This is a genomic window from Oleiagrimonas soli, assembly GCF_000761445.1.
GTDB lineage: Bacteria > Pseudomonadota > Gammaproteobacteria > Xanthomonadales > Rhodanobacteraceae > Oleiagrimonas > Oleiagrimonas soli.
In genome coordinates this window covers 2,148,205-2,173,658 of record NZ_KN196470.1, presented here as the reverse complement: position 1 = coordinate 2,173,658, position 25,454 = coordinate 2,148,205, and the positions used below count along the sequence as shown (strand labels likewise).

24 protein-coding genes and 1 tRNA gene are annotated in these 25,454 nt (G+C 67.9%); 6 read left to right on the top strand and 19 right to left on the bottom strand.

Annotated features, from left to right (window positions below; genetic code table 11):
- Positions 1 to 12 precede the first annotated feature (12 nt).
- Positions 13 to 1,281, top strand: a complete 1,269-nt coding sequence (locus LF63_RS09570; RefSeq protein WP_043101332.1) for an MFS transporter — start codon at positions 13 to 15, stop codon at positions 1,279 to 1,281.
- A 58-nt stretch (positions 1,282 to 1,339) separates the two neighbouring features.
- On the top strand, positions 1,340 to 1,825 hold the full coding sequence (locus LF63_RS09565) for an FKBP-type peptidyl-prolyl cis-trans isomerase (RefSeq protein ID WP_043101330.1): 486 nt from the start codon (positions 1,340 to 1,342) through the stop codon (positions 1,823 to 1,825).
- 4 nt (positions 1,826 to 1,829) lie between these two features.
- On the opposite strand, the gene LF63_RS09560 is transcribed toward LF63_RS09565, so the two are convergent.
- The gene (locus LF63_RS09560; protein WP_052394919.1) at positions 1,830 to 2,663 is read right to left on the bottom strand and encodes a fructosamine kinase family protein; all 834 of its coding nucleotides are present in this window, start codon (positions 2,661 to 2,663) and stop codon (positions 1,830 to 1,832) included.
- Positions 2,664 to 2,843: 180 nt separating this feature from the next.
- Here LF63_RS09560 and LF63_RS09555 point away from each other — a divergent pair, with 180 nt between their 5' ends.
- Both LF63_RS09555 and LF63_RS09550 read left to right on the top strand, forming a co-directional pair.
- A complete protein-coding gene (locus LF63_RS09555) occupies positions 2,844 to 3,689 on the top strand; it encodes a PP2C family protein-serine/threonine phosphatase (RefSeq protein ID WP_052394917.1) in 846 nt (281 codons plus the stop codon).
- Between the two features lie 24 nt (positions 3,690 to 3,713).
- Positions 3,714 to 4,679: a LysM peptidoglycan-binding domain-containing protein gene (locus LF63_RS09550; protein WP_161782342.1), complete on the top strand. Its 966-nt coding sequence runs from the start codon at positions 3,714 to 3,716 to the stop codon at positions 4,677 to 4,679.
- Between the two features lie 6 nt (positions 4,680 to 4,685).
- On the opposite strand, the gene LF63_RS09545 is transcribed toward LF63_RS09550, so the two are convergent.
- From LF63_RS09545 to LF63_RS09530, 4 genes are all read right to left on the bottom strand, one after another.
- On the bottom strand, positions 4,686 to 6,401 hold the full coding sequence (locus tag LF63_RS09545; RefSeq protein WP_235205300.1) for a protein kinase domain-containing protein: 1,716 nt from the start codon (positions 6,399 to 6,401) through the stop codon (positions 4,686 to 4,688).
- 19 nt (positions 6,402 to 6,420) lie between these two features.
- A complete protein-coding gene (locus LF63_RS09540) occupies positions 6,421 to 6,954 on the bottom strand; it encodes an FHA domain-containing protein (protein ID WP_081945170.1) in 534 nt (177 codons plus the stop codon).
- A gap of 263 nt (positions 6,955 to 7,217) precedes the next feature.
- Positions 7,218 to 7,304: transfer RNA gene (locus LF63_RS09535), tRNA-Leu, on the bottom strand.
- A gap of 22 nt (positions 7,305 to 7,326) precedes the next feature.
- Positions 7,327 to 7,905 carry a cysteine dioxygenase family protein gene (locus LF63_RS09530; RefSeq protein WP_043101326.1) on the bottom strand — a complete coding sequence of 193 codons (579 nt, stop codon included), beginning with the start codon at positions 7,903 to 7,905 and terminating at the stop codon, positions 7,327 to 7,329.
- Between the two features lie 118 nt (positions 7,906 to 8,023).
- On the opposite strand from LF63_RS09530, the gene LF63_RS09525 reads away from it, so the two are divergent.
- Positions 8,024 to 9,574, top strand: a complete 1,551-nt coding sequence (locus LF63_RS09525; protein WP_043101323.1) for a DHA2 family efflux MFS transporter permease subunit — start codon at positions 8,024 to 8,026, stop codon at positions 9,572 to 9,574.
- A 3-nt stretch (positions 9,575 to 9,577) separates the two neighbouring features.
- Here the strand turns inward: LF63_RS09525 and metX are convergent, their stop codons facing one another.
- The 10 genes from metX to ccmA all read right to left on the bottom strand — a co-directional run bounded on the left by metX (position 9,578) and on the right by ccmA (position 17,657).
- Positions 9,578 to 10,681, bottom strand: a complete 1,104-nt coding sequence (metX, locus tag LF63_RS09520) for a homoserine O-acetyltransferase MetX (protein WP_043101320.1) — start codon at positions 10,679 to 10,681, stop codon at positions 9,578 to 9,580.
- Positions 10,682 to 10,792: 111 nt separating this feature from the next.
- Complete coding sequence (locus LF63_RS09515) at positions 10,793 to 11,881, bottom strand: tetratricopeptide repeat protein (protein WP_043101318.1); 1,089 nt, start codon at positions 11,879 to 11,881, stop codon at positions 10,793 to 10,795.
- A complete protein-coding gene (locus LF63_RS09510) occupies positions 11,881 to 12,315 on the bottom strand; it encodes a cytochrome c-type biogenesis protein (RefSeq protein ID WP_043101316.1) in 435 nt (144 codons plus the stop codon). The genes LF63_RS09515 and LF63_RS09510 overlap by 1 nt, the downstream gene beginning before the upstream one ends.
- Positions 12,312 to 12,854 (bottom strand): DsbE family thiol:disulfide interchange protein, encoded by a 543-nt coding sequence (locus LF63_RS09505; protein WP_043101315.1) that lies wholly within the window; start codon positions 12,852 to 12,854, stop codon positions 12,312 to 12,314. Before LF63_RS09505 ends, LF63_RS09510 begins: the two co-directional genes overlap by 4 nt.
- Entirely contained in the window at positions 12,851 to 14,836 is a 1,986-nt protein-coding gene (locus tag LF63_RS09500) for a heme lyase CcmF/NrfE family subunit (RefSeq protein ID WP_043101312.1), read from the bottom strand. The genes LF63_RS09505 and LF63_RS09500 overlap by 4 nt, the downstream gene beginning before the upstream one ends.
- Positions 14,836 to 15,309 carry a cytochrome c maturation protein CcmE gene (gene ccmE / locus LF63_RS09495; RefSeq protein ID WP_043101309.1) on the bottom strand — a complete coding sequence of 158 codons (474 nt, stop codon included), beginning with the start codon at positions 15,307 to 15,309 and terminating at the stop codon, positions 14,836 to 14,838. The genes LF63_RS09500 and ccmE overlap by 1 nt, the downstream gene beginning before the upstream one ends.
- Positions 15,306 to 15,536, bottom strand: a complete 231-nt coding sequence (gene ccmD / locus LF63_RS09490) for a heme exporter protein CcmD (protein WP_184655022.1) — start codon at positions 15,534 to 15,536, stop codon at positions 15,306 to 15,308. Before ccmD ends, ccmE begins: the two co-directional genes overlap by 4 nt.
- A gap of 1 nt (position 15,537) precedes the next feature.
- On the bottom strand, positions 15,538 to 16,290 hold the full coding sequence (locus LF63_RS09485; RefSeq protein WP_043101306.1) for a heme ABC transporter permease: 753 nt from the start codon (positions 16,288 to 16,290) through the stop codon (positions 15,538 to 15,540).
- A gap of 48 nt (positions 16,291 to 16,338) precedes the next feature.
- Positions 16,339 to 17,025 (bottom strand): heme exporter protein CcmB, encoded by a 687-nt coding sequence (ccmB, locus tag LF63_RS09480; protein ID WP_043101304.1) that lies wholly within the window; start codon positions 17,023 to 17,025, stop codon positions 16,339 to 16,341.
- A complete protein-coding gene (ccmA, locus tag LF63_RS09475; protein WP_043103590.1) occupies positions 17,022 to 17,657 on the bottom strand; it encodes a heme ABC exporter ATP-binding protein CcmA in 636 nt (211 codons plus the stop codon). Before ccmA ends, ccmB begins: the two co-directional genes overlap by 4 nt.
- A gap of 242 nt (positions 17,658 to 17,899) precedes the next feature.
- Between ccmA and LF63_RS09470 the strand changes: the two genes are divergently transcribed.
- Positions 17,900 to 19,276 (top strand): esterase-like activity of phytase family protein, encoded by a 1,377-nt coding sequence (locus tag LF63_RS09470; RefSeq protein ID WP_052394916.1) that lies wholly within the window; start codon positions 17,900 to 17,902, stop codon positions 19,274 to 19,276.
- Here LF63_RS09470 and LF63_RS09465 read toward each other — a convergent pair.
- From LF63_RS09465 to LF63_RS09450, 4 genes are all read right to left on the bottom strand, one after another.
- On the bottom strand, positions 19,273 to 20,649 hold the full coding sequence (locus LF63_RS09465; RefSeq protein WP_052394915.1) for a sensor histidine kinase: 1,377 nt from the start codon (positions 20,647 to 20,649) through the stop codon (positions 19,273 to 19,275). The two genes, LF63_RS09470 and LF63_RS09465, sit on opposite strands and share 4 nt — an antisense overlap.
- A complete protein-coding gene (locus LF63_RS09460; RefSeq protein ID WP_081945168.1) occupies positions 20,636 to 21,382 on the bottom strand; it encodes a response regulator transcription factor in 747 nt (248 codons plus the stop codon). Before LF63_RS09460 ends, LF63_RS09465 begins: the two co-directional genes overlap by 14 nt.
- A gap of 71 nt (positions 21,383 to 21,453) precedes the next feature.
- Positions 21,454 to 22,959 carry an alkaline phosphatase family protein gene (locus LF63_RS09455; protein ID WP_043101302.1) on the bottom strand — a complete coding sequence of 502 codons (1,506 nt, stop codon included), beginning with the start codon at positions 22,957 to 22,959 and terminating at the stop codon, positions 21,454 to 21,456.
- Between the two features lie 88 nt (positions 22,960 to 23,047).
- On the bottom strand, positions 23,048 to 25,447 hold the full coding sequence (locus LF63_RS09450) for a TonB-dependent receptor (protein WP_043101300.1): 2,400 nt from the start codon (positions 25,445 to 25,447) through the stop codon (positions 23,048 to 23,050).
- Positions 25,448 to 25,454 lie beyond the last annotated feature (7 nt).

Sequence of the window (25,454 nt, the reverse complement as noted above, 5' to 3'; positions counted from 1 at the left end):
TTCGGGGGTTCCATGGCCTTCGCCACCTTGCGTTCGCTGACCAGCGAGCAGCGTCATACCGTTCTTGCCAGCTTCCTCGGATGGACGCTGGATGCGTTCGATTTCTTCCTGCTGGTCTTCGTGCTCGACGACGTGGCGCGGAGCTTCGGCTCGAACGTCGAAGCGGTGTCCTTCGGCATCCTTCTGACGTTGGCGGCAAGGCCGCTGGGCGCGCTGCTGTTCGGGCGACTGGCCGACCGTTTCGGGCGGCGTCCGGTGCTGATGGTCGACGTCGCGCTGTTCTCGGTGCTGGAATTCCTGTGCGCTTTCGCGCCCTCGCTGACGGTGTTGCTGGTGCTGCGTTTCCTGTTCGGCATCGCGATGGGCGGCGAGTGGGGCATCGGCGCGGCGCTGGCGATGGAGAGCATCCCGGCGAAGGCGCGCGGCGCGGTGTCCGGACTGCTGCAGAGCGGCTATCCGTTCGGTTATTTCCTCGGCGCGCTGGCGTACTGGGTCGTCACCGACGTGCTTGGCTTCGGCTGGCGCGGCATGTTCGTGGTCGGCGCGCTGCCGGCGCTGCTGGTGCTGTACCTGCGCATGAAGGTGCCCGAGTCGCCGGCCTGGGAAGCGCGCGCCAAGACGCAGCGTCGCCAGAACGTTTTCGACGCCATGCGCGGGCACTGGGGACTGTTCGTGTTCATGATGCTGCTGATGGGCGCGTTCAACATGTTCAGCCACGGCTCGCAGGACATGTACCCGACCTTCCTCAAGCAACAACTGCACCTGGGTGCCGGCGCGGTGACGATTCTGACCATGCTGCTCAATGCCGGCGCGATCGTCGGCGGGTTGTCCTTCGGTGCGTGGTCCGAGCGCATCGGTCGGCGGCGCGCGATCATCATCGCGGCGCTGTTGGCGATTCCCGTCGTGCCGCTGTGGATGTTCGGCGGCGCGGTCGCCGCCTGGCTGGGCTGGACGGCGCCGATCGCCTCGCTGGTGCTGCTGGGCGCCGGCGCGTTCCTGATCCAGGTGATGGTGCAGGGCGCCTGGGGCATCGTGCCCACGCACTTGAACGAATTGGCGCCGGGCGCGGTGCGCGGCACGCTGCCGGGCTTCGCCTACCAGCTCGGCAACCTGCTGGCCGCGGCCACGGCGACCGCGCAGGCGGCCCTGGCGGCGCGGCTGCAGGGCGACTATGCCGCGGTGATGGCGGTCTGGCTGGTGGCGGTGGCGCTGCTGCTGGCGTTCCTCGCCTGGCTCGGTCCGGAAGCCCGCGGTCAGCATTTCGACGCGGATCAGGCATGACGGCCGCCGTCTTCGCGGCTATGATCCCTCGCTTTCCCGACGGGTTGGATCGCACGACATGAAAGCCGGCAAAGACAAGGTGGTTTCGTTTCACTACACGCTGTCCGTGGACGGCGCCGAAGTGGAGAGTTCGCGCACAGATAACGAGCCGCTGCACGTGCTGCTCGGTCATGGTCAGATGATCGCCGGGATGGAGCAAGCCATGGATGGGCGCGAGTCGGGTGACTCCTTCAGTGCCCATGTGATGCCGGAAGATGGCTATGGCGCGCATCGCGAGGACCTCGTGCAGCGGCTATCCAAGAAGTACTTTCATCAGGCGACCCGCCTCAAGCCGGGCATGACCACGCTGCTGCAGATGAAGGAGGGAGGCCAGCGTCTGGTGACGGTGAAAAAGGTGGGTATGAGCACCATCGATGTGGATCTGAACCACCCGTTGGCCGGTAAGGAACTGCACTTCGATATCGAGCTTTTGGACGTGCGTGCTGCAAGCGATGAAGAAATCGCGCACGGCCACGTGCACGGTCCGGGCGGCCACGAGCACTGATCGATCAGGCGGCGCCGACGAAGCGCCGCAGCACCGAGCGCACCGCGCCGAGATAGCCGCGACCGAACAGGTTGAGGTGGTTGAGCAGGTGGTAGAGGTTGTACAGCGGCGCGCGTTCGCGCCAGTCGCTGGCCAGGGCCGCATGTTCGGCATACTGCGCGAAGAAGCGCGGCCCCGGATCGCCGAACAGCGTCAGCATGGCCAGATCGGCCTCGGCCCAGCCGTAGTGCGCCGCGCCGGCGTCGATCAGCGCCGGTTCGCCGTTGCTGCAGCAGTGCAGATTGCCGCTCCACAGGTCGCCGTGCAGCAGGGACGGCGAGTAGCGGGGGATGAATTCGGGCAGGCGCTCGCACAGGCGCTGCACGCGTGCGTGGTCGGCATCGTCGATGTACCCGGATCGATGCGCGCGCAGCGCCTGCGGTTGCAGTCGGTGCGTCGCGAAAAAGTGATGACCGTCCGTGTCGACGGTATTGTCCTGCGGACTGTCGCCGCACCAGCCATCGTGTTCGAGGCCGAAGTGCGACGACACGACGAGGTGCTGACGCGCCAGTCCGTGCGCGGCCCGGGCCTGGAAATCCTCGGTCGGCATGCCTTCGCCGAGGTCTTCGAGCAGCAGGGCATGCGGGTATTCCGCGTAGATGTCGGGTACGCGGACGCCGCCGGCGGAACGCAACAGGCGCAGGCCGCGCGCTTCGGCCTGCAGCAACGTGGCTGGCCGATCCCGGCGCTGCTTCAGGAAGGCCGTGCGGCCGTCGCGAAGTCGTACGCGATGCAGCCCGTCGCCCTCGGGGACAGCGCCGTCGATGCTTTCGGATAGGGGGTCGCGTGCCGCATCCATGCCGCAACAGTCAACGCCAGTCTGCGCCCGCATGCAAGTCCGGTCTGCCGCCTTGGCGAGTCCATCGAAGTGCACGAGTGTGATCGGTGTCTCTGGGTACGTCGGGTATCGCCTCGGTATACTGGGCGCTGCGCGCGGAGGAAGCACCGTCGCCGCCTGCGCGTACAGGGGGATTTGCGGATGGTGGACAAGCACATCGACTTCCATTCCTCGCCGCGCGTGGCCGCCGGTCGCGCGCGGGGCGGGCGTGCGAGTCAGCAGGATGCGCTGGTCTGTCTGCATGATGCGGGCGAGGACGCGCTGTTGCTGGTGCTGGCCGACGGCATGGGCGGCGATGGCGCCGGCGAACTGGCTGCCGATGGCGTGGTGGCGGTGGCTCAGCGCCTGTGGTCGCAGAAACGTTGGCTGCAGCAGCCCGCGGCCCTGTTTCTGGAACATCTGTGCGGCGAGGCGCATGAAGAATTGCTGCGGCGTCGCCTGGGCCTGGCCCAGGGCGAGCCGCATTCCACCGTCGTGGCGCTGATGCTGCGCGGCGACCGCGCCAGTTGGGTGCACGTCGGCGACAGCCGACTCTATCTGTTCCAGGGCGCGCGCTGCGTCGATCGGACCCGCGACCACAGTCTGGCCGAATGGCGCGTGCAGCGCGGCGAGCTGCGGCCCGAGGATGTCGCCAGGCATCCCGATCAGCACAAACTGTTGCGCGGGTTGGGTGGGGACGCGATGCCGGAGGTCGAGCACGGCGGCGCGATGCTGCGCGACGGGCAGTCGTTCGCCTTGTGCAGCGACGGCGTGTGGGAGCATCTGACATCGCAGGAGCTGGGCCGTCTCGCCAGCCGCGTGGATCAGGAAGACGCATTGCGCGAGGCGCTGACGCTGGCGGTCGAACGCGGCGGCAGCGAGGGCGACAATGCCGCCCTGATCCTGGTGCGCGCCACGGACGCGGGTCGCCTGCGCGGCGCCGCGGTCAGTTTCTGGCTGCAGATGTCCGATCTGTTGAAGGGAAGGCGCCGCGACGCGGCCGCCTGATATCGTGAATTTCATGGAACGTCTATGACATCGAGATCCAAGCCGCAGCACCGCTATCGCCGCATGCTCCGCATCGCGCCGGCGTGCATTGTCAGTGCGGCCATGCTGGGCGGCTGCGCGCAGATGCAGACGTTCAAGCGCAAGGTGCTGGGCATCCACAAGCCCGAGGTCGTCACGACCACCAGGCCGGTCGCGGCGAAGCCGCCGCCGGCGGTGTCGTCCGAGCCGGTGCTTCCGCTGAAGACGATCATCGCCAGGCAGCTCCAGGTCGGCCATTACGCCGAGGGCCGCAAAGAGCTGCGTCGTTACCTTCAGGCGCATCCGGAGGATCGCTACGCACGCGATCTGTGGCGGCAGCTGACCGTCGATCCGGACAAGCTGCTCGGCAAGGCCTCCAAAATCCATGTGGTGCAGGCGGGTGAGTCGTACGGCTCGCTGGCGGCGCGCTATCTGGGTTCGGCCTCGCGTTTCCTGGCCCTGGCGCGTTACAACCACGCCGCCAACCCGTCGGTGCTGCAATTGGGCGAGAAGCTTCGCGTGCCGGCGAAATCGCCGGATGCGGTCAAGGCCAGCATCGCCGCTGCGCCGGTGGAAAATCCGTCCACGCCTGCGGTGACCGAGTCCCCATCCGAGACGCCGTCTGCTGCGGCAGCGCCTGCATCCGAAGCGCCGCAGGATCGGGCCGAGGCGCTGCAGCGGCAGAGCCTGGCGTTGTTGCACGAGGGGCACAAGCAGCAGGCGCTGGATCGGCTCGGTCAGGCGCTGACGCTGGACCCGAAGCTGAAGCCGTCCGGCAACGACGCGGGCACGCTGCGCCAGCAGCTGCTGGCGTCCTACCACGAGCGCGCCATCGTGCTCTACCGCGACCAGAAGCTCGACCCGGCCATCGCGCTGTGGAACCGGGTGCTGGCGATCGATCCGGACTACGAGCCGGCGATCATCTACCGCGCCCGCGCCCGCGAACTGAAAGACCGGCTCAAGCAGCTCTGAAGCCGCTCAGGACGACGGCGCGTCGTCGTCGGTGTCCTCGTCCCGGGCGCCGGTGTCGGTTGCCGGCAGAATCTGCGTGGTCTGCACGATCCGCTCGACGGTGCGGCGACGCCCGCTCTGACCTGCCGCGCGCAACCGTGCGTACAGCGACTGGTTCATCAGGTTGAAGGCCGTGAACAGGCGACCCAGTTCGTCGTGGCGGACCAGGCGGATGCGGTAGCGGAAGTCGCCGCGGGCGACGCGCAGCAGCGCCTCGCTGAGCAGGTCGAGCAGGATCAGCGGACGGCGGAACAACCAGTAGGCCGCGCCGATCACGGCGGCCAGGGTGACGGCCAGCACGATGGCGATGACCCACAGCGTGGTGTGTTGCGCGGCGATCAGCGGTGCGTTGCTGACGCCCAGTCGCAGGTTGCCCACGACCTTGTCCTGATAGAGGATCGGCGTCGCGAACAGCAGCATTTCGTCCTGCTCGCCGCGCACGCGACTGCGGTAGCTGTCGACGTCGTCCTCGCGCGACAGAAAGTCGTCGGCGCTCAGCGCGGGCAGGGGTTTGCCGACCTCGCTCGGCACGGTGCTGGCGATGGTCGCGCCTTCGTGGTTGGCGATGGCGATGTAGTGGATCTGGCGGTTGCGCGCGATGTCCTCGACCAGCGCGCGGGTCGCGGCGCGGTCGCCGAGCAGCAGGTTCTCCGCCGATTCGTGCGCGATCATGCGTCCGAGCGAACTGCCATAGTCCAGCCCGAGACCGTTCACGGCGGCGCGCTGCTTGCTGTAGATCGCGGCCAGTCCGACCAGCAGGACCAGCGTCAGAGTGACGCCAAGCATGCTGGCCCAGCGCACGCGCAGCGAGATGATGCGGCCGGCGAGCGGGTTTTCCTGCAGGCGTTCGTACTCGCGCTGCGCCAGGCGCAGGTCGTCGATCAGTTCGCGCGCGCTCTGATAGCGCGCATCGGGCGCCTGCGCCAGCAAGGTGCGCACGATGCCGATCAGGATCGAGGGCGTGGACGGGTCGCGCGGCTCGATGCCCGGTTGCGGGTGGCGCTTGCGCTCCTTGACCAGGCGCTGGACATCGCCGATTTCGTTCCACGGCAGCTTGCCGGTCAGCAACCAGTACAGCACCACGCCGAGCGAGAACAGATCGCTGCGCGCGTCGGCGCGATTGCCTTCCAGCCGCTCCAGCGCCATGAAGGACGGCGTGCCGCCGATGAGCCGGCGATGCTCGCCGCCGTCGACGTCGCGCGGCGCGCCGCGGCGTTCGGCAATGCCGAAGTCGCTCAGCTTGGCGTGCTTCCAGCCCTCCATGAACATGATGTTCTCGGGCTTGATGTCGTGGTGGACGACGCCTTCGCCGTGCGCGTAGTCCAGCGCGCCGGCGATCTGCATCGCCATGTTCATGATGACCGGCAGTGGCGGCAGCCCTTCCTTTTCCACGCGACTGGCCAGCGAGTCGCCGGTCAGCCGCTCCATTGCGATGTAGGGGCGGCTGTCCGCAGTCTCGCCGGTGTCGAAAATGGTGACCAGATGCGGGTGGTTCAGATGACCCGCGGCGCGTGCCTCGACCTGGAAGCGGCGACGGTAGCCGGCATCGTCGGCGGCCTCGCGGTGCAGGCACTTGATGGCGACCTTGCGCTCGATCTCCGGGTCGTAACCGGCGTAGACGACGGCCGACGCGCCTTCGCCGAGGATGCCCTCGATGCGATAGCGGCCGACCTGCGCGGGCATGGATTCGCCGTTCATCCGATCAGTGCGTGTACAGCCACCAGGCCAGGGCGGCGAGGCCGCCGGCCGCCGCCACGCCGAGCAGGATGCGCAGCGTGCGCATGCCGCCCAACGGACCGGATTCGCGGGTGCGGAACACGAACTCGGCCTGGCCGAAGCGGATGCGGTCGCCGTGCTTGAGCACCGCGTCGTGCACGCGCTGGTCGTTGACGAAGGTGCCGTTGGTCGACAGCGTGTTCATGATCACGTAGTGGCCGTTCTGATTCATGATCCACGCGTGCGAGGACGACACGCTGAGGTCGTCGATGACGATGTCGCTGTCCTCGTGGCGGCCGATGGTCTGCCGGCCCGAACGCAGCGAGAAGCGCTTGCCCTCCATGCTCTCGCCGACGCCCTGCAGCACCGGGCGATTGGCGCTGGCGCGGTCGAGCGCGTCGTAATGCGGTCCGCTGGCGCTGTGGCGACGCAGTTCCTCGGCCGAGAACAGTTGCGTGCCCTGCGGTCCGGACGTGCGGGCCGGAGCGCCGCGTCTGGGCGGTTCGGCGTGTTGATTCATGGCGGTATCCCCCTGGATGTGCCGGTCAATATACCTGTGTTGCCGCGTTCGGCGTCGAGGCGCAATGGCGAATCGTGCAGCTTGCGATCCCGTGCACATTTGCGCGCGACGGCGGGTTCGACGACGTTCATGCTGGCAACGTCGCAAGGCTTGCGTCGTTCGAGCGGGTCTCGGGTGCGCGCGTGTCGCCGCAGCGGGCCAGATACGGAAAACCCGCCATGCGGCGGGTTTCGTACGAACCGACGATCGTCGTCGGTCGAAGGTGGTGCCGAAGGGGGGAATCGAACCCCCACTCTGTTTCCAGAAACGGATTTTGAGTCCGTCGCGTCTACCAGTTCCGCCACTTCGGCACGGCCGGCGAGTATGCCGCAATCAGTGCAGTTGGTCGAGCGACAGGGCGCGGTCGCCGCGCTCGAACCACTGGCCTTCGAGCGGCGCGAACACGGCGCACTGCGTCATCGGGCCGGAATAGATGTGCAGGCTGACGGCAATGGCGTCGTCGCTGGGGTTGCGGATGCTGTGGTACTCGTGCGGCGGAATCAGGCTGCCGGCCGAGCCGGGACCGGCCTGGATCGCGCCGACCGAGTTGAAGCGGTAGCGGCGCTGCTCGTGTTCGAGCAGTTCGAACTGGGTGATTTCCAGCGCACCGCGCCAGACGCCCTCGACGCACCACATGCCGCTGTGGTCGTGGATCGGCGTGCCCTGGCCGGGTCCCCAGGTCATCGCGGTTACGCAGTAGCCGTGCTTCTCGCTGCGGTACAGTTCGCGGCGCGCGTAGTGCTCGGGATGCGCCTCGTAGACGCAGGCCGGCAGTTCTACTTCCTGGGTGCGGATCAGTCGGCACAGGGTGTTGCGCAGTGCGTCGGTGATTTCGGTGGTGGACGCGTGGTTGACGGCGTCGTCGAGCGCGTCGACCAGGGTGCGACAGCCAGGGAATTCGAGTGCGAGCATACGGCGTACATCGTTGAGCGGGGGACATCTATTCTAGCAGCGTGCACGCCGCGGCACAGGCTTGGCGGGCGGATAGGACGGCGCAGGAATGCTACCCTGTGCCGATTTACTACCTGTCATGACAGTTATTGTGGCCGAATCGCACTACCAACCGCCGAATCAGCTGCTGACCACGCTGGGCCTGTCGCTGGCGACGTTCATGCGCGTGCTGGACACGACCATCGCCAACGTCTCGCTGCCGACCATCGCCGGCAATCTGGGTGTGAGCTACAACCAGAGCACCTGGGTCATCACCTCGTTCACGGTGTGCATGGCGATCTCGCTGCCGCTGACCGGCTTCCTGGCGCGGCGCTTCGGCGAAGTGAAGCTGTTCGTCTGGTGCACGCTGCTGTTCTCGATCACCTCGATGCTGTGCGGCCTGTCCGAGAGCATGGGCATGCTGCTGCTGTTCCGCGCCATCCAGGGCGCGGTGGCCGGACCGATGTACCCGATCACACAGAGTCTGCTGATCGCCGTGTATCCGCCGGAAAAGCGCGGCATGGCACTGGCGCTGATGGGCATGGTGACGGTGGTCGCGCCGATCGTCGGGCCGACGCTGGGCGGCTGGATCACGGACAGCTATTCGTGGCCGTGGATCTTCTTCATCAACGTGCCGATCGGCATTTTCGCCAGCGTCGTCATCGGCGCGCAGCTGGCCGGCAAGAAGGAGATCACTGAACGGCCGCGGGTGGACTATGTCGGCCTGATCGCGCTGATTGTCGGTGTCGGCGCGCTGCAGATCGTGCTCGACAAGGGCAACGATGCGGACTGGTTCCACTCGCCGTTCATCGTGCTGATGTCCATCGTCGCCGTGATCGGCCTGATCGTGTTCGTGATCTGGGAGCTGACCGACCGCGAACCCATCGTCGATCTGCGTCTGTTCCGCCATCGCAATTTCAGCTACGGCACGATCCTGCTGATCCTGTCCTATTCGACGTTCTTCGCGATGGGGCTGCTGCTGCCGCTGTGGCTGCAGCGCACCCTGCATTACACCGCGAGTTGGGCGGGTCTGGCCGGCGCCTCCATCGGCATCATGCCAGTGCTGCTGACCTTCTTCGTCGGCAAGTACGCGCCGAAGACCGACCTGCGCCTGGTCGCCGCGGCCGCCTTCGTGGTGCTGGGGCTGACCTGCTTCGCGCAGTCGCATTTCTATGTCGGCATCGACTTCATGCACGTGGCGCTGGTGCGAGGTTTCCAGGGCCTGGGCGTGGCGTTGTTCTTCATGCCGGTGCTGACGATCCTGCTGTCGGACCTCAAGCCCAACGAGATCGCCGCCGGCTCCGGTCTGTCCACGTTCCTGCGCACGCTGGGCGGCAGCTTCGCGGCGTCGATCACCACCTTTGTGTGGGATCGGCGGGCGGTCGTGCATCACGCCCAGTTGGCTTCGCACATCACGCCCTACAACCCGACCGCGCGCGATGCGCTGGAAAAGATGGGCCAGGGCGGACACGCGCAACGCGCGATGGAGATTCTCAACGACGAGATCACGCGGCAGGGCTTCCAGATGGCGTTCAACGACATCATGCACGTGCTGGGCTGGGTGTTCATCGCCCTGATCGCGGTGCTGTGGCTGACCAAACCGCCGTTCCACGCCAAGTCGAACGCGCGCGCAGCGCCGGTCGAGGACTGAGCTTCAGTCCAGACGATCCAGGAAGCCGCCGATAGCCGGGCCGTAGTGCTCGATGTCGACCAGGAACGCGTCATGCCCCTGCGGCGAATCCAGCGCCACGAACTCCACCTGCGCGCCGGCCGCTTCCAGGCCCTTGGCGATCTGTTCCTGCTGCTCCAGCGGAAACAGGATGTCGGTGCTGACGCCGATCACCATCGCGCGTTCGATGCGGATGCGCTTCAGGCCTTCGTGCACGCTGCCGTCGCCGTATTCGGCCACGTCGAACCAGTCGCTGGCGCGCGACAGGTACAGGTAGCAGTTGGGATCGAAGTGACGCACGAACTTGCGCGCGTGCGCCTGCAGGTAGGACTCGACCTGGAACTCGAAGCCGAACGGGTTGCCGGGGCGTTCCTCGGAGTCGAGGCGGATGCGCGCGAAGCGGCCGTTCCATTCCATCGCCGAGCGGTAGGTGATGACGCCGAGCTTGCGCGCGATGCTCATGCCGCGCTCGGGGTAGGCATCGTCGGAGTAGCGGCCGTGATCCCAGTTGCGGTCCAGGCGGATCGCCTCGCGTTGCAGCGAGCGGATGGCGATCGCGAACGGCTGCGCTTGCGGCGCGGTGTCGACGCTGACGTGGGTGCGCACGGCGCCCGGGTGCTGCAGCATGTAGCCCAGCGCGGCCATGCCGCCCATCGAGCAGCCGATCAGGCAGGCCAGGCATTCGATGCCGAGTCCCTGCACGACGCTGTGCGCGGCGTTGGCGACGTCTTCCAGCGTCAGTTCGGGGAAGTCCAGGCGGTACGGCTCGCCGGTGGCCGGGTTGATCGAAGCCGGCCCGGTCGAACCCTTGTCGCTGCCCAGCGCGTTGACGCAGATGACGAACCAGCGGTCGGTGTCGATCGGCTTGCCGGGGCCGATCATGGCTTCCCACCAGCCATCGGAGGGATCGTCCGCATTGGAGGCGGCGTGTGCGCTGGGCGAGAGTCCGGTCAGGATCAGGATCGCGTTGCCCGCGTCGTCGTCCAGCGTGCCCCAGGTTTCGTAGGCCACGTGTGCGCCATGCAGCGCGCCGCCGCGCTTCATGGCGAAGGGCGAGGGCAGGTCGTGATAGCGGCGGGCGTCGGCCATGCAAAATCCGGTTCGGCGGCGGAGCCGGCACTGTATATCGAGCGCGGACGGAACCCAAACGCCGTCGTCGCATGAGTTCATGCGGGCGGAGCACATGCTCCGCGCATGGGGTCAGTGCACGTGATCGATGGTCACGTCGACCGGTTCGGCAGCGTGCACCGAGACCGGTCCGGCGCTGCCTTCGAGGTCGCCGGCGGTCGCGGTCGGTCGGCCGCTGCGCGAGATGCGCGCCGTCACCGTCACCTCGGGCACGCTGGACAGGCGCATCGCCGGGGTCATGCCCATGCCGTCAGTCAGCATCACCGTGGTCGGCAGCGCCGAAGCCTTCAGGCGTGCGACCGCCAGCGGCATCGGCGGACCGTTCGGCGCCTTGGCAAAGACGTAGAGCGTGTCATCCGGCTTCACCTGGGCGCGCAGGTTCGGAGCCAGCGTCACGCGCACGGCGAGGTGCGCGCCCTGGTCGGCGTCGGCCGGCGCGGCGGTGCTGGCGCTGGACGCGGACGCGGGCGACTGCAGCAGCGCCAGCGCCTGTTCTTGCGTCTTGCCGGCGGCGCGCGCGTTGGCCATCGCGATCTGCTCCTTCACCGCCTCCGCGACCTTGGAGCCGGGTTGCAGCAGCGCCTGCAGGCGCCGCCAAGTCAGCACCGCGTCGGCGAAGTGGCCGTGCTGATAGTCGCTGATGCCCAGCAGCCACAGGCCGCGCTGGTTGCGCGGATCGGCCTTCACGGCGCGTTGCAGCAGCGAGCGCGCGCGGCCTTCGATGCGGTGATCGCTGCGGGCGATGCCGTCGACTTCGGCCCAGGCGACCATCAAATCGGCGTTGTCGGGCGCCAGCTTCAGCGCCTGCGTGTAGGCCTCGCGTGCGGCGGCCGGACGGTCGGTGCCGGCGTAGGTGCGGCCGAGGATCACCCAGCCCTGCAGGTTATCCGGGTGCTGCTTGAGTTCCGCGCGCAGCTTGGCGATGGCCTGGTCCAGCGTCATCTGCGGTTGCAGCGCGGTCTTGTCCAGCGCGGCCGGCGTGCCGACGTGCAGGTACAGGCCCAGCGCCGCCAGCGGCAGCGCGAACAGCGTCAGCAGGGACAGCACCAGCACATGGCGCGGACGTCCGTGACGGCGGCCGCTGCGCAGCATGGGCAGCACGATCAGGGCCAGCGCGATCAGCGTCATCAGGATCGCGGTAAGGGTGAATGCGGTCTTCATTACCAGTCCTCGTCGTCGACGGGCGGCGGGGCGGCGGGCGCGGAGCGGGCGCGCTTGCGAACGGTGAACAGCAGGCCGGCGGCGCCCAGCAGCACGATCGCGCCGGGGCCGAACCACAGCAGCCAGGTGGTCGGCTTCAGCGGCGGATCGTACAGCACGTAGTCGGAATAGCGCGCGACCAGGTACTGCTTGATCTGCGCGTCGCTGCGGCCGTCCTGCATCTGCTTGTAGATGATGTGGCGCATCTGCTGCGCCAGCTCGGCCTGCGAGTCGAGCAGGCTCTCGTTCTGGCACACCAGACAGCGCAATTCGCGCGTGAGGTGCTGGAAGCGCAGCTCCTGCGCGCGGCTGTCGAATTTCAGCGGATCGATGGCGTGCGCGGCGAAGGCGACGCACAGGCCCAGCAGCAGGACGATGCCGTGTCGACGCTTCATGGCGACTCCTGTTTCAGCGCCTGGATCTTCGGTTCCAGCACGTCGGCGATGACCTCCGGCGTCAGCGGTCCGATGCGCTTGTAGCGGATGATGCCCTTGGCGTCGATCAGGAAGGTTTCCGGTGCGCCGTAGACGCCGAAGTCGATCGCGGTGGCGCCGCTGCGGTCGGTGACGACCATGCTGTACGGATTGCCGTGTTCGTTCAGCCAAGCCTTGGCCGCGTCCGGGTCGTCCTTGTAGTTGTAGCCGATCACCGGCACGCCGAGCTGACGCGCCTCCTGCATCAGCACCGGATGCTCCTCGCCGCACGCGATGCACCAACTGGCGAAGACGTTGACCAGATAAGGCTGGCCCAGCATCTCCGCCTTGTTCACGCGCGTGGCCGGATCGTCCAGCAACGGCAGGCTGAAGGCCGGTGCGGGTTTGCCGATCAGCGGCGAGGGCACTTCGCGCTGGTCGTGGCGCGTGTTCCACCAGATGCCGAAGCCGAACAGGCCGGCCAGCAGCACGAAGCCGATCAGGGGCAGCATGCGATTCATGCCTGCGCGCCCTCCGGTTGCGGGTCGCGGTCGGCATGGAGGGCGGACGCGTTTGCCTGTGCCTCGCGACGCAGCCGGAAACGACGATCCGCGGCGGCGATGAAACCGCCGATCATCATCAGGATGCCGCCGCCCCACAGCCAGCGCACGAACGGTTTCACGTAGATGCGCATGGCCCAGGCGCCGTTGTCGAGCGGCTCGCCGAGGGCGACGTAGAGGTCGCGCATCGGGCCGGCTTCGACGGCCGATTCGGTCTGCACCTGGCCGCGTTCGTAGGTGCGCTTCTGCGGATGCAGCACGGTCAGCGGATGGCCGTTCTTCAGTACCTGCACGGCGCCCTGGTCGGCTTTCCAGTTGGGGCCGGTGGTGTGCGTCACGCCCTCGAAGCGGAAGCCGTAGGCGCCGATGGTTTCGGTCTGGCCCGGCGCCATGCGGATGTCGTGCTCGACGCTCAGCGCCGTGGTCAGCAGCACGCCGGCCAGAAAGATGCCGACGCCGAAATGCGCCACCAGCATGCCCAGCATCTCCGCCGGGTAGCGGCGGCCGCGCGGCGCCTCGCGCCAGCGCTTGCGGGCGAAGGCCAGCACGCCGTAGATCACGTACAGCGACGACAGCCCGCCGAGGATGGCGCGCCACGACGGCACGCCGCTCATGCGCGCGGCGAACAGCACGCCGGCCAGGACCACGGCCGACACCGCGGCCTGCAGCCCGATACGCACCAGCAGACGGCCCTCGGCGCGGCCCCAGCGTGCGAACGGCCCCAGCGGCAGCAGCAGGATCGCCGGCGCCATCAGCAGGATGAACAGCGAGCCGAAGTAGGGCGGGCCGACCGAAATGCGCCCCCAGCCGAAGGCGTCGCCGATCAGCGGGAACAGCGTGCCCAGCAGCACCATCGCCGCGGCGCTGGTCAGCAGCAGGTTGACGATCAGCAGCAGCGTCTCGCGCGACAGCGGCGCGAACGGCTTGCCGCCGGCGACTTTGGGCGCTCGCAGCGCGTACAGCAGCAGCGAGCCGCCGATGACGATGCACAGATAGATCAGGATGAACACGCCGCGTTTCGGATCGGCGGCGAACGAGTGCACGCTGGTCAGCACGCCCGAGCGCACCAGGAAGGTGCCCAGCAGCGACAGCGAGAAGGCGAAGATCGACAGCAGCACCGTCCACGCCGGCAGCGAGCCGCGCTTCTCGGTGATGGCTTGCGAGTGGATCAGCGCGGTGCCGACCAGCCACGGCATGAACGAGGCATTTTCGACCGGGTCCCAGAACCACCAGCCGCCCCAGCCGAGTTCGGCGTAGGCCCACCAGCTGCCGGCGACGATGCCCAGGGTCAGGAAGCCCCACGCGACGTTGGTCCACGGCCGCGCCCAGCGCACCCACTGCTTGTCCAGACCGCCGCCGAGCAGGGCGGCGATGGAGAACGCGAACGCCACCGAGAAGCCCACGTAGCCCATGTACAGCACGGGCGGATGGAAGGTCATGCCCGGGTCCTGCAGGACCGGATTGAGATCGGCGCCGTCCAGCGGCGGCGGCAGCAGGCGCGTGAACGGGTTGGAGGTCAGCAGGATGAACAGCAGGAAGCCGACGCTGAGCAGCCCGAGCACGCCCAGCACGCGCGCATGGAACACCTCGGGAAGCCGGGTACCGAAGATCGCCAGCGCCAGCGTCCACAGATTCAGGATCAGCATCCACAGCAGCATGGAGCCTTCATGCGCGCCCCACACCGCGGCGAAGCGGTAGTACCACGGCAGTGCCAGGTTGGAATTGTCGGCGACGTAGGCGACCGAGAAGTCGAAGTGGAGAAAGGCGTAGGCGAGCAGGCCGAAGGCCAGCGCCACGAACAGCGCCTGTCCGATCGCGGCGGGACGCGCCACGGCCATCATCGCCGGGCTTCCGCGCCATGCGCCGAGCAGCGGCAGCACGCCCTGCAGCGTCGCCAGCAGCAGCGCCAGCACCAGCGCGAATTGTCCGAGTTCGGGCAGCATCAGGAGCCTCCCTTCGGATGCGTCATGTGCTTGGGATCGGCGCGTCCGGCCGCCTGGGCCTTGCGGATGGCGTCCGCGACTTCCTTGGGCATGTAGGTCTCGTCGTGCTTGGCCAGCACCTCGGTGCCGACGAAATGACCGTCGTCCATGTGACCGGTGACGATCACGCTCTGCCCCTCGCGGAACAGGTCCGGCAGGATGCCGGTATAGACCACCGGCATGTCGTGGAAACGGTCGGTGACGACGAACTGCACCTTCAGCGACTGCCCGTCGCGCACCACCGAATGCTCCTTGACTACGCCGCCCAGTCGGAACTGATGATGCGGCGGCGCCTTGCCGGCGTCGATCTCGGTCGGCGAGTACAGGTAGTTCATGTTCTGCTGCAGGGCGAACACGGTCAGGCTGATCGCCACCGTGGCGGCCGCGATCACGAGCAGGGCGACGATGAGTCGGCGTTTGCGCTTTGGATTCATGAGTCGAGAGGCGTCGAGGTCGGATCGTGCGGATCCGACGGGGTGCGTCGTGCGGCCTTGCGTGCGTCGCGCGCCTTTTGACGCTGCATGCGGGCATGCAGTTCCCGCAGCAGGCGGCGGCGGCGCAGGTTCGGCGCGAGGAAGTCGATCAGCAGCACGAGGAAGAACACGGCATAGGCCGGCCAGACGTACGCGGCGTAGCCGCCCATGTGCAGGAAGGCGTCCACGTCAGCGACCCTCCCGCTGGGCCAGATCGCGGACCCACTGCTTGCCGCTTTCCAGCGACAGCAGATCGGTGCGCACGCGGCCGCACAGGCTGGCGGCCCAGTACAGGTGGACCGCGCCCATCATCACCAGCAGCGGCCACAGCATGTCGCCCTCGATCTTGGAGGCGCCGAACAGGCGCACCGTGGTGCCCTGGTGCAGCGTGTTCCACCACTTCACCGAGTAATGCACGATCGGCAGATTGATGACGCCGACCAGCACCAGGAACGACGCCGCGCGCGCGCCCTGACGGCGATCCTCGAAGGCGTGGTACAGCCCGATCACGCCCAGGTACAGGAACAGCAGCACCAGTTCCGAGGTCAGGCGCGCGTCCCAGGTCCACCAGGTGCCCCAGGTCGGGTAACCCCACAGCGAGCCGGTGACCAGGGTGATGAAGGTGAAGGCCGCGCCGATCGGCGCCGACTGCATGGCCACCGATTCGGCCAGCTTCAGCCGCCAGACCACGGCGATGAACCCGGCCGCGGCCATCACGCCGTAGACGAACAGGCTCATCTCCGCGCTCGGCACGTGGATATAGATGATGCGGAAGGCGTCGCCTTGCTGGTAGTCGGCCGGCGCGGTGACCAGGCCGCCGTACAGGCCGACCGCGGTCAGGATCACGGCCAGCGCCATGAACCACGGGCGCATCACCGTGGCGAACCGGTAGAAGGTCGGCGGCGAGCTGAGCCGATGCATCCACAGCGGAATCCATTTCATGTCAGCGCGCCTCGTCCGCAGCGATCGGGGTGGATGGAAGGCAACAGGTCATGCATCGACGGCGATTCTCAGGGCGGCGGCGCAGGCCAGCGGCGCCAGGATCAGCAGCAGCGCCAGGGCGGCGCCCAGCCAGGCGATCGGGGCGATCCAGGGGAGGCCCTGCTGCGCCGCGGACACGGCGCCAGCGGCGAAGATGACCACCGGCACGCACAGTGGCAGCAGCATCAGCGCCAGCAGCATACCAGAGCGTCGGGTGCCGGCCGTCAGCGCCACCAGCACCGCGCCGAGCAGGCTCAGCAGCGGCGTCGCCACCAGCAGCGCCAGTATCAGCACCGCGTTGGCGTGCGCGGGCAGGTGCAGCATCGAAGCCAGCATCGGCGCGATCACGATCAGCGGCAGGGCCGTCGACAGCCAGTGCGCGAGAATCTTCATGCCCAGCATCAGCGCCAGCGGCTGCGGCGCGAGCATCAGTTGTTCCAGCGAACCGTCTTCCAGATCGGGGCGGAACAGCGCGTCGAACGCCAGCAGCATCGCCAGCAGCACCGTGACCAGCACCACGCCACCGGCCACGCGCGCCAGCAGGTCGTCGTTCGGACCCAGCGCGAACGGAAACAGGGTGGTGACGATCAGCGCGTACAGCACCGGCAGGGCGATGTCGCCGCGGCGCCGCCAGGCCAGCAGCAGGTCGCGGCGCAGCACGGCGGCGCAGGCGGCGGACAGCGAACCGGGCCTCATGCGCTCAGCCTCAGCCGGCGCGGCTCGCCGTGCAGGAAGGTGACCGCGCCGTGGCTGGTGACCATGACTGCGCCGCCTGCGTCGGCATGTCGCTCGATCAGGCGGTTGACCAGGGCGATGCCTTCGCGGTCGAGGTTGGCGAACGGCTCGTCGAGCAGCCAGATGTCCGCCGGCACGAGCAGCAACCGCGCCAGCGCCGAGCGTTTTTTCTGGCCGGCGGAGAGCTGCCGCACCGGCTCGTGTTCGTAGCCCTGCAGGCCGACGGTGTGCAGGGCCTGTTCCGGCGTGATGGCCTCGCGGCAGCCGTACAGGCCGACGGCCACGCGCAGGTTTTCCAGCGGCGAGAGGTCGGCCTTCAGCCCGAGATGATGGGCGAGAAACAGGATGCGCCCGCGCGACAATTCGCGATCCAGCGCCGCGCCGTCGAGGCGCAGCTCGCCTGCGTCCGCGCGCAGCAGGCCCACGATCACCCGCATCAGCGTGGTCTTGCCGCTTCCGTTGTCGCCCTCGACCAGCAGCACCTCGCCCGCGCACAGGGCGAAGTCGAGCGGGCCGAAGACCGGTTCGTCCTGGCGCAGGAAGGTCAGGCCCTCGGCTTCGAGCAGGGCAGTTGGCGGGTTCTCTGTTGTCATCGCGGTCACGCAGTCAATCGCGCGATTGTCCCAGCGGGTGTGGCGTCTGTCCATGTGACCGCCCGTCGCGGTCCAGGCGTCCCGTGAGGCACGCTGCAGGCGGTTGGGCGCGATGTCGCCACGGTGCATGAACGCTTCGCCGATTTTCCGGTCGATGTCGAGCCCTGCGCATCGGCAAGCGTCGTCACGCGGTGGACATGATGCACGAGCATGCTCGGTCGTTTCTTCCGCGGAATCCCGTCATGCGTCGCGCCCTGGTTCTTCTGTTTGTCTTGTTGCCGACGATGGCCGGCGCCAAGGCCGTGCTGCTGGCCTACGGCAGCCTGCCGGGCACCCACAGCGACCGGGCCGTGGCGACCGCCAAGCGTCTTGCCGACGGCGTGCCGGGCAACCGCTTCGGCGGTCTCGGTTCGGCACTCGACTACGCTGGTTGCGACACGTTCCTGGCCTTGCCCGACCGTGGGCCGAACGCGGTCGCCTGGAATCGCGCGCTCGACGAGACCACGGCCTACGTCAATCGCGTGCAGACGTTGCGTCTGACCCTGGCCAAGGCGGCGTCGGATGGACGTTTTCCCTTGCAGGTGCAGGCGAGGTTGTTGAAGACCACGCTGCTGTGGTCGCGCGAACGCCTGCGTTACGGGAGCGGAGCGGGTCTTCATGCAGCGTCCGGCGTTCCGCCCCTGAACGCGCAACGGCATCGTTTCTATTTCACCGGCCGTTCGGATGGCTACGATCCCGCGCATGCCTCGGACTGGCCCGGCGATGCGCGGCTGGATCCGGAGAGTCTTCGCCTGGCGCCGGACGGACGCAGCTTCTATCTGGGCGACGAATACGGCCCGCATCTGTACCGCTTCGATCGCGCCAGCGGTCGTCGCCTCGGCATCGTGAATCTGCCGGCGGCGTTGGCGGTCGCGCATCCCGCCCCGACGGGCGCTGTCGAGACGAAGCGCAACGCGCGCGGCCGCGTCGGCAATCACGGGCTGGAAGGGTTGGCCATCACTCCCGACGGTCGGACGCTGATCGGCGCCGTGCAGGGCGCATTGATCCAGGACGGCGGCGCGCACGGCGGATTCGCGCGTCTGGTGCGCATCGACCTCGTCACTGGCCGTATGCACAGCTACGCCTACCCGCTGCAGCGGGTAGGTGGTACGGACGCGAAGCCGCGCTACGCGGGCATCAGCGAGATTGTCGCGGTCAACGATCACGTGATGCTGGTCGACGAGCGCGGCGGCGGTGGCGCGGGGAGCGGACAACCCGCGCGCATCAAGCGCATCTATCGCATCGATCTGCGCGGCGCGCGCGCCATCGATGGTCTGCACGGTGTCCGGGCGCTGGCGGCGCGCGCCGTGCACAAGCATCTGTTCGTCGATCTGGTGGCACGGCTCGGACGGCACGGCATCACGCCGGCGCAGGTGCCGGAAAAGTTCGAGGGCTTGAGCTTCGGCCGCGACGTGCGCGTTCACGGTCATTGGCGACATACGCTTTGGGTCAGCACCGACAACGACTTTCTGCCGACGCCGAACCGCTTTCTGGTGGTCGGCTTCGACGACACGGACCTGCCCGGACTGCGGCGCATGCCGAAACCGCTTCGCTGCCGCGACGTGGCCTCGCGGCGTTAGCGTGCGGGCGCGAACGCGAACCGCAGGCTGACGGACAGCCCCGGACGGGCCTGTTCCAGCCGTAGCTCGGCGCCGTGCAGCTCGGCGACCGAGCGCACCAATGCCAGCCCGAGGCCGTTGCCTTGCGTGTGGCGGCTGCTTTCCAGGCGCAGAAACGGTTCCAGCACTTGTTCGTGGTAGGCGTCGGGTATGCCCGGTCCGTCGTCGCGCACGCACAGACGCACGCCGTCCGCATCGCGCGCGAGACCGATGCGGATCGTGGTGCCGGGCGGCGTGTGGCGGATGGCGTTTTCCACCAGGTTCACCAGGGCTTGCATGAGCAGCGCGCGGTCGCCGCGCACGATGGCGTCGGCGGTGGCCTCGCACAGCAGACGATGGTCTTCGCCTTCGGCTACGGCGGCGTAGGTGTCGAACAGTTCCTGCAGCAGCGGGCGCAGGGGCACTTCGGTGAAATCGCGCTGCATCTCGCCGGACTCGACGCGGGCGAGGTGCAGCAGCGCCTGGAACACATGGAGCAGTTCGTCGATTTCGGCCAGCGCCTGTTCCAGCGTTTGCTGCAGGGTCGCCGCGTCTTCGGGCGGGTGGCGCTGCAGGCGTTCCAGGCGCTGACGCACCCGCGTCAGCGGCGTGCGCAGGTCGTGGGCGATGTCCGCGCCCACGCGGCGCACGTCGGCGAGCAGGGCGGCGATGCGGTCGAGCATGCCGTTGATGGTCGCGGCGATCAGATCCAGCTCGTCGCCGTTGTGTCGTCGCGGCATGCGTCGTTCCAGCTGTCCGGCGCTGATCGCCTCGGCGGCGATCGACATCGCGGTGACGCGCCGCGACAGGCGGCGTCCGACCAGCGCCCCGACCAGCAGCGACGCGGCGACGATGAACAGCAGGGCGACCACAAAGATGCGTCCGGCGACGTCGCGCATGCGGTGCAGGTAGAAGGCGTCGCGTCCCACCACCAGCCAGCCGTGCTGCGCCGTGCGCACGGTGTACAGCGCCAGGAGGTGCGACGACGGCACCGGCGCGCGCAGGGTGGCGCGTGGCGTGAAGGTCATGCGGTCCCAGCCGGTGTGCTTGGGCGCGTGCTCCAGATTGCCGGCCAGCTTGATGCCGTTGGCGGCGTACAGGGCGTACCAGCGCGACAGTCCGGCGTTGAGGATGACGCGTTCCTCGATCTCCGTGCTCAGCGCATCCATGCCGTGCTGGTAGGAGAGCAGCGCGAGGTCGCGGGCGTCGGCGCCGATGGCGCGACGCTGCTCGACGCGCGCCTCGTGCGCGGTGCCGATCCACAGCACTGCCGCGGTCAGCAGCGAGAACAGCGTGAACAGTCCGGCCAGCAGCAGGGCCAGCCGGAACGCGCTGGTCGGTCTACGCCGGATCAAGACCGTATCGCAGGCGATATCCGTAGCCGCGCACGGTTTCGATCAACGGCTCGGCGGCGTGCAGATGCACCTTGCCGCGCAGTCGGGACATGTGCGTCTCGACCACGCCGGTGCGCGGGTTGAAATGGAAGTTCCAGACCTGTTCCAGCAGCATTGAGCGGGTCACCACGCGGCCGGCGTGGCGCATCATCACTTCCAGCAGGCGAAACTCCGTCGGCGTCAAATCCAGCGCCTCGCCATGCAGTTGCGCCTCGTGCCGCACCAGATCCAGTCGCAGCGGGCCGGCGCTGAAGCAGGTCTGTACCTGGGCCAGCGCCGGTCGCCGCACCACGGCGCGCAGGCGCGCCAGCAGTTCGGCCAGCGCGAACGGCTTGCCGAGGTAGTCGTCGGCGCCGGCGTCCAGGCCTTCGACGCGCTGTGCAGTCTCGCTCAGCGCGGTGAGCATGATGATCGGCGTGCAGACGCCCGCGGCGCGCGCGGCGCGGATCAGGCCGATGCCGTCGAGTCCGGGCAGGCGGCGGTCCACCACCAGCGCGTCGAACGGTTCGCGCAAGGCCAGCATCAGGCCGTCGCGGCCTTCGCCGACGGTGCGCGTGTTGTAACCCTCTTCATGCAGTCCCGTGGCGACCCACTCGCGGGTTTCCGCGTCGTCTTCGACGATCAGTACGTGCAAGGCCTCTTCCTCGTCCGCCGTGACGGAGCCGGCGACAGCGTCGTCGGGCGCGTCGTTCATCGCGATGTCTCCGATCCGTGGACGATAGGCCGCCAATGTGACGGCCCGGTGAAGTCGCCGGCTGCTTTGTTTCAGTGGTGTTCGAGGTGCGCCCAGTCCACGCCTGGCAGGGTCGGCGTGCCCTGTTTGCGCACGGCTTGCAACGCATCCGGGTCCAGACCCAGCGCCTGCAGCAGCGTCGGCGCCACGGCGGTGGTCGAGACCGGCGCCCGCAGGCGACGTCCCGGATGCGGCAGCATCGGCCCGGATACCAGCAGCGCCACGTGGGTGTCGTCGTCGTCGAAGCCGCCGTGCTCGGCGCGCTTGTTGGCGTCGGGATGGTCGTAGATCACGCCCGCTTGCGGAATCACGATCAGATCGGGCGTGCGCGGGTCCTGCGCGGCCTGCGGAAACTGCAGCGCGAGCCGGCGTCCCCACAGCACCCGCTCGATGCCGAGCGTGCGACGGTCGGCCAGCAGGGTGCGCGCAACGGTGCCGGTGTTGCGCTGATCGTGCAGCCAGACCAGCGCGACCTGGTCGGTGGTCAGCTGCGCGGGTTCGTTCGGCGCCGCATCGTCGATCACCGCGCGCAGACGCTTCATGTCGACGTGACGGATCTGGGCCGGATCGATCGGGCCGTTGCCGTGCTTGGCGGTGACGATGACCAGCGTGCTGGATGCGAGGTGGCGTTGCTTCAGGGTGTCCTGCAGTTCGCCGATCAGGCTGTCGACATGGCTCAGCGCCGCGTCCAGCGACGGCGAGGGCATGCCTTCCGCGTTCTGGTAGCCGGCGAGCTTCTGCGCGACGTTCACGCTCTGCAAGTTCAGGCCTAGCAGGGTCGGCACCGGCGCGCGCGTGCGGCCGTCGTGGCGGAAGCCTTCCAGTTCGTGGATCGTCGCCTGCATCTTGCCGGTGTCGTAGGTCTCGGTGGCCGCGATCGACGCCGTGATGACGTCGGTGTCGCGATGGTCCTCGCCGTCGGTACCGATCTCGGGCGTGTACAGATCGTCGACGCCGTCGCCGGACGGACCCTGCACGATGGCGTAGGCCGGGTGCTTGTCGGACCAGGCGGTGTAGCCGCCGGCCTTGCGCACGACGTTGAAGATCGTGTTCACGCGCAGGTACTGCCACGGATACACGCGGCGGCAGCCATGCGCGGGGTCGCGCGGCAGCCTGGCGGCATCGATGCCGCGACCGCCGGGCTGGTCGATGTATTCGTTGTAGAGCACGTGCGCGCCCGATGCCGTGCACGGTCCGTGGGCGGGCGCCAGGCTGCGGTCCCAGCTGTTGTCGTAGTAGACGCCGGTGACGGCAGGCGTGCCGCCGGTGACCAGCGCCAGCAGGCCGGGAAAGGAGTCGGCAGGCACCACGGTGTGTGCGTCGGTGTATTCCAGTCCGTGCTCGGCGAGCGCGGCCAGGTGCGAATCCGGATGGAAGCGGATGAAGTAGCGCAGGTCGAGGGCATGCAGGCCGTCGACGCTGATCAGCACGACATGACGCACCGGCGAGGGCCGTGCGTGCAGCTTGGCGAATGCCGGGCATGCAGCGGCGGCGATGAGCAAGGCGACGCCCCAGCGCGCCATGAGACTTGAAGGCATGGATGGACTCCCGGTGCGCCGTGGCGCGATAAAAAGGCGGCCCGCGCGCAGAAGGAGAGGCGCGCGGGCCGCAACATGTCCACGGCGCTCAGCGCACCGGGATCTCGAAGCTCGCCATGAAGCTGCGGCCAGGCGTGGCGTAGAACAGCGGCACGTTGCCGGCGGTGTAGCCGGACAGCACGTTGAGCTTGCGCACGTCGGCCAGGTTGAACACCTGCAGGCTGAGGCGACTGCCAGCCGGAAGCACCACGGCATCGGGCAGGGTGTAGTGCACGGAGAAGTTGGTGATCGTGTTCGGCTTGAAGCGATAGATGCCGATGTCGCGACCGCTGCTGTCGGTGCCCATGTCGCCGTAGTTGGCACCGGTGTATTTGGCCGTCAGCGCCGCGTTCCAGGGGCCGTGGTTCCACAGCACGGCCACGGCGCCGAGATATTTCGGCGTGGCGACCAGTTGCAGATTATCCGACTGCTGGGTGGCCTTGTTGTAGGTGGCGTTGGCGTACACGCTCAGCCCGTCGCCGATCAGATAGCTGCCTTCCAGCTCCAGGCCTCGGTACTGCACGCCGCCGACGTTCTGGAAGTAGGTGATGCCGGCGATCTTCTTCTTGGTCACCATGTTGTTGAAGTTGATCGCGTAGACGTCGGCGGTGAAGTTGAAGTCGTCGCCCTGCCACACCGTGCCCATCTGGTAGTTGGTGGTCTGCTCGGGCTTGACGCTGGCGGCCGAGGCCCCCGGATCCGGCACGTAGTACAGGTTCTCGTTCGGCGCCAGATAGCCTTCGGCGGCCTGCACGTAGGCCGACCAGCTGTCGCTGATGGCGTAGTGCAGATCCAGGGCCGGCAGCGCCTTGGACCAGGTTTGGCTGTAGTCCTGCGGCTTGCCGACCTTCTCCTGCACCTCGGCCACGTCGTGACGCTTGAACCAGGCGTACTTCACGCCGCCCGACAGGGTCAGCGCGTCGGTCAGGTTCCAGTCGTATTCCAGATAGGGCTGGAAGGTGGAGAACGTGCCGTCGATGCGGCGATCCTTCTTGCTGCCCGCGAACGCGGCTTCGCGGCTGGGGCCGTTCCAGGCCCAGTGATTGGTCGCGTCCTCGTCGATCTGGTAGCGGTGATACAGCTGCTTGTTGAACCACACGCCGTAGCGCAGCGTGCCCGGTCCGGCATCCTGGGACATGCGCAGGATGTCGCCCCAGTTGCGGTACAGCATGTACATGTTCTGGCCCGGCACGTTGCCGGGGCCGTAGTAGGTGCCGTTGGTCGAGCCGGCGCCCACGGGGAAGGTGCCGTCGCCCGTCGAGCCGGCGGGGCCGTTGCCGGTGCCGTAGTTCAGGTTGCCGCCGTTGGGGTCGAGGCCGTTCCAGCCGCGGTGGTAGTCCGACACCGTGTACAGGTTGTTGTCGATGTGCAGGCCGTCCAGGTCGCTGGTCAGGCGCACGTATTCCATGTCGGTGTTGACGGTGTCGAAGTTATAGCCGGTGTAGGCCTGGCTGGCGGGGTCGTTGCTGAGACCGTAGCGCTTGCCGAACTGCTGCATCTGCCCCGGCAGGTTGCTGGTGGGACCGGTGCCGTCGTTGATCGCGACGTACGGATAGCTGGTGGCTCCGACGATGGCCGCGTTGCTGCCGGTGCCGGTGTTGACCAGCGAGGCGAAGGTCAGCTGGGTGTGGTCGCCGATCGGCTTGATGGCCTTGAAGAAGAAATTGTGCCGGCGCAGGTTAGCTCCGGACAGGTAGCCCTGGGTGGTCAGCTGGCGGTAGTCGATGTAGGCGCGGAGTCCGCCGAGGTCCTGCATGGTGCCGGTGTCCAGCGAGCCGCCCAGCATGTAGCTGTCGAAGCTTCCGGCGCTGCCGTACACGCGCGCGCCGGCCTTGGTGGAGGGATCGCGGCTGTCCATCGAGACGGTGCCGCCGAAGGTCGCGTAACCCAGCGTCGAGGCATTGCCGGGGCCGCGGTCGACGCTGATCTGGCCCATGTCCTGCGCCATGAGGTAGTTCACCGAGTGATGGGTGAAGTCATTGGCGTCGCCGAACGGGATGCCGTCCATGAGCAGGTTGAACTGGCCGTCGGAGAAGCCGCGGATGGTCAGGCCCGTGCTGTTGCCCATGCCGCTGCCGTTGGGCTCGGCGTCGTTGACGCTCGGCGTCAGCGCGATCACGTCGGTGTAGGCGGCGATCGGCGACTGCATGGCGCGGATGGCCTCGCCGGAAACCACGGCGCGAGGCTGCCTGGCTTCCAGCGGCGTGACCGAAGGCAGCCTGGACGAATCGATCACGGTTGCGGTGACGTCGACTTCCGGCAACAGGTTGGGATTCTTGCGGTGCTTCTTGGCCGGCGTCGGTGCCGCTGTCGAGGCTGGCGCATCGATTGCAGGAGTCGCGGCGTGATCCGTGGACGTCGGTGCGGCCGCGAGTGTGGCCGAAAACAGGGTCGATGCGATGGCGAGCGCGATCAGCGTGCGCGAAGGCAGTCGGGAGCGGGGCGGCATGCGGAAT

Bases quoted from the DNA above. Each gene is read 5' to 3' on its own strand.
- LF63_RS09450 (WP_043101300.1), bottom strand. From the start codon at position 25,447: ATGCCGCCCCGCTCCCGACTGCCTTCGCGCACGCTGATCGCGCTCGCC.
- LF63_RS09500 (WP_043101312.1), bottom strand. From the start codon at position 14,836: ATGCTGCCCGAACTCGGACAATTCGCGCTGGTGCTGGCGCTGCTGCTG.
- LF63_RS09530 (WP_043101326.1), bottom strand. From the start codon at position 7,905: ATGCTCGCACTCGAATTCCCTGGCTGTCGCACCCTGGTCGACGCGCTC.
- LF63_RS09460 (WP_081945168.1), bottom strand. From the start codon at position 21,382: ATGAACGACGCGCCCGACGACGCTGTCGCCGGCTCCGTCACGGCGGAC.
- LF63_RS09555 (WP_052394917.1), top strand. From the start codon at position 2,844: ATGGTGGACAAGCACATCGACTTCCATTCCTCGCCGCGCGTGGCCGCC.
- LF63_RS09540 (WP_081945170.1), bottom strand. From the start codon at position 6,954: ATGAATCAACACGCCGAACCGCCCAGACGCGGCGCTCCGGCCCGCACG.
- LF63_RS09545 (WP_235205300.1), bottom strand. From the start codon at position 6,401: ATGCCCGCGCAGGTCGGCCGCTATCGCATCGAGGGCATCCTCGGCGAA.
- LF63_RS09485 (WP_043101306.1), bottom strand. From the start codon at position 16,290: ATGAAATGGATTCCGCTGTGGATGCATCGGCTCAGCTCGCCGCCGACC.
- LF63_RS09470 (WP_052394916.1), top strand. From the start codon at position 17,900: ATGCGTCGCGCCCTGGTTCTTCTGTTTGTCTTGTTGCCGACGATGGCC.
- LF63_RS09510 (WP_043101316.1), bottom strand. From the start codon at position 12,315: ATGAAGCGTCGACACGGCATCGTCCTGCTGCTGGGCCTGTGCGTCGCC.
- LF63_RS09505 (WP_043101315.1), bottom strand. From the start codon at position 12,854: ATGAATCGCATGCTGCCCCTGATCGGCTTCGTGCTGCTGGCCGGCCTG.
- LF63_RS09515 (WP_043101318.1), bottom strand. From the start codon at position 11,881: ATGAAGACCGCATTCACCCTTACCGCGATCCTGATGACGCTGATCGCG.
- LF63_RS09560 (WP_052394919.1), bottom strand. From the start codon at position 2,663: ATGGATGCGGCACGCGACCCCCTATCCGAAAGCATCGACGGCGCTGTC.
- LF63_RS09455 (WP_043101302.1), bottom strand. From the start codon at position 22,959: ATGCCTTCAAGTCTCATGGCGCGCTGGGGCGTCGCCTTGCTCATCGCC.
- ccmE (WP_043101309.1), bottom strand. From the start codon at position 15,309: ATGAATCCAAAGCGCAAACGCCGACTCATCGTCGCCCTGCTCGTGATC.
- LF63_RS09570 (WP_043101332.1), top strand. From the start codon at position 13: ATGGCCTTCGCCACCTTGCGTTCGCTGACCAGCGAGCAGCGTCATACC.
- LF63_RS09525 (WP_043101323.1), top strand. From the start codon at position 8,024: ATGACAGTTATTGTGGCCGAATCGCACTACCAACCGCCGAATCAGCTG.
- LF63_RS09565 (WP_043101330.1), top strand. From the start codon at position 1,340: ATGAAAGCCGGCAAAGACAAGGTGGTTTCGTTTCACTACACGCTGTCC.
- metX (WP_043101320.1), bottom strand. From the start codon at position 10,681: ATGGCCGACGCCCGCCGCTATCACGACCTGCCCTCGCCCTTCGCCATG.
- LF63_RS09550 (WP_161782342.1), top strand. From the start codon at position 3,714: ATGACATCGAGATCCAAGCCGCAGCACCGCTATCGCCGCATGCTCCGC.
- ccmA (WP_043103590.1), bottom strand. From the start codon at position 17,657: ATGACAACAGAGAACCCGCCAACTGCCCTGCTCGAAGCCGAGGGCCTG.
- ccmB (WP_043101304.1), bottom strand. From the start codon at position 17,025: ATGAGGCCCGGTTCGCTGTCCGCCGCCTGCGCCGCCGTGCTGCGCCGC.